1 protein-coding gene is annotated in these 1363 nt (G+C 69.6%); it reads left to right on the top strand.

Annotated elements, in window-relative coordinates:
* Positions 1–1363 (top strand): type I polyketide synthase (locus tag LPA41_RS40745; RefSeq protein ID WP_229076853.1); only part of this gene is annotated, 1363 nt, incomplete at both ends.

Raw genomic sequence — 1363 nt, forward strand, 5'->3', positions numbered from 1 at the left:
GCATGCGGGTGTGGATGCGGTGGGGGTGGGGCAGCCGTTCACGGAGTTGGGGTTTGATTCGTTGACGGCGGTGGAGTTGCGTAATCGGTTGGCGGTGGTGACGGGGTTGAAGTTGCCGGCGACGCTGATCTTCGACTACCCGACCTCGGCGGCACTCGCCGCGTATGTGGTCGGAGAGCTCGCGGGAGCGCTGCCGGAGACCAGCGGCGTCCCGGTGGCTGCCGTGGCACTCGACGAGCCGATCGCCATCATCGGCATGTCCTGCCGATACCCCGGCGGTGTGGCCGGGCCCGATGATCTGTGGCGCCTGCTGATGGCGGACGGGGACGGCATCACCAGCCTGCCGACCGACCGCGGATGGGACGTCGAGGCGCTGTACGACCCCGATCCGGACCGGCCTGGTTCGACCTACACCACCCAGGGCGGGTTCCTGGGTGCGGCCGCCGACTTCGACGCGGGCTTCTTCGGCATCGGCCCGCGTGAGGCTTTGGCGATGGATCCGCAGCAGCGGTTGTTGTTGGAGGCGTCGTGGGAGGCGTTCGAGTCGGCCGGTATTGACCCGGCCGTCCTGCGCGGTTCGCCGACCGGGGTGTTCGCCGGCGTGATGTACCACGACTACGCGTCCCAGCTGGCCATGGGCAACGACGGTGTGGAGGGCTACCTGGCCACCGGCACCGCGGGCAGCGTGATCTCCGGCCGGGTCTCGTACACCTTCGGGTTGGAAGGTCCGGCGGTCACCGTGGACACCGCCTGCTCCTCGTCGCTCGTCGCCTTGCACCTGGCGGCGCAAGCGCTGAGGTCCGGGGAATGCACCCTTGCCCTGGCCGGCGGAGCGACGGTACTCGCCACGCCGGGCAGCTTCGTCGAGTTCAGCCGGCAGCGGGGCCTCGCGCCCGACGGCCGGATCAAGGCGTATGCCGGTGGGGCGGACGGGACCAGCTGGGCGGAGGGTGTCGGCATGCTCCTGGTGGAGCGGCTGTCCGACGCCCGCAAGAACGGTCACCCCGTGCTCGCCGTGGTTCGCGGTAGTGCGGTGAACCAGGACGGTGCTTCCAACGGCCTGACCGCGCCGAACGGTCCCTCCCAACAGCGGGTCATCCGTCAGGCCCTTGCCAACGCGCGGCTTGCACCCGGCGAGGTGGACGTGGTCGAAGGCCACGGCACGGGGACGACGTTGGGTGACCCGATCGAGGTCCAGGCGTTGCTGGCCACCTATGGACGGAACCGGGACGGCCGGCCGTTGCGGCTCGGCTCGATCAAGTCGAATATCGGGCACACGCAGGCCGCGGCGGGTGTCGCCGGGATCATCAAGATGGTGCAGGCGATGCGGCACGGTGTGATGCCGCGCACCTTGCATGTGGAT

Origin of the sequence: Actinoplanes sp. DH11, from assembly GCF_020873875.1 — a bacterium.
Taxonomy (GTDB): domain Bacteria; phylum Actinomycetota; class Actinomycetes; order Mycobacteriales; family Micromonosporaceae; genus Actinoplanes.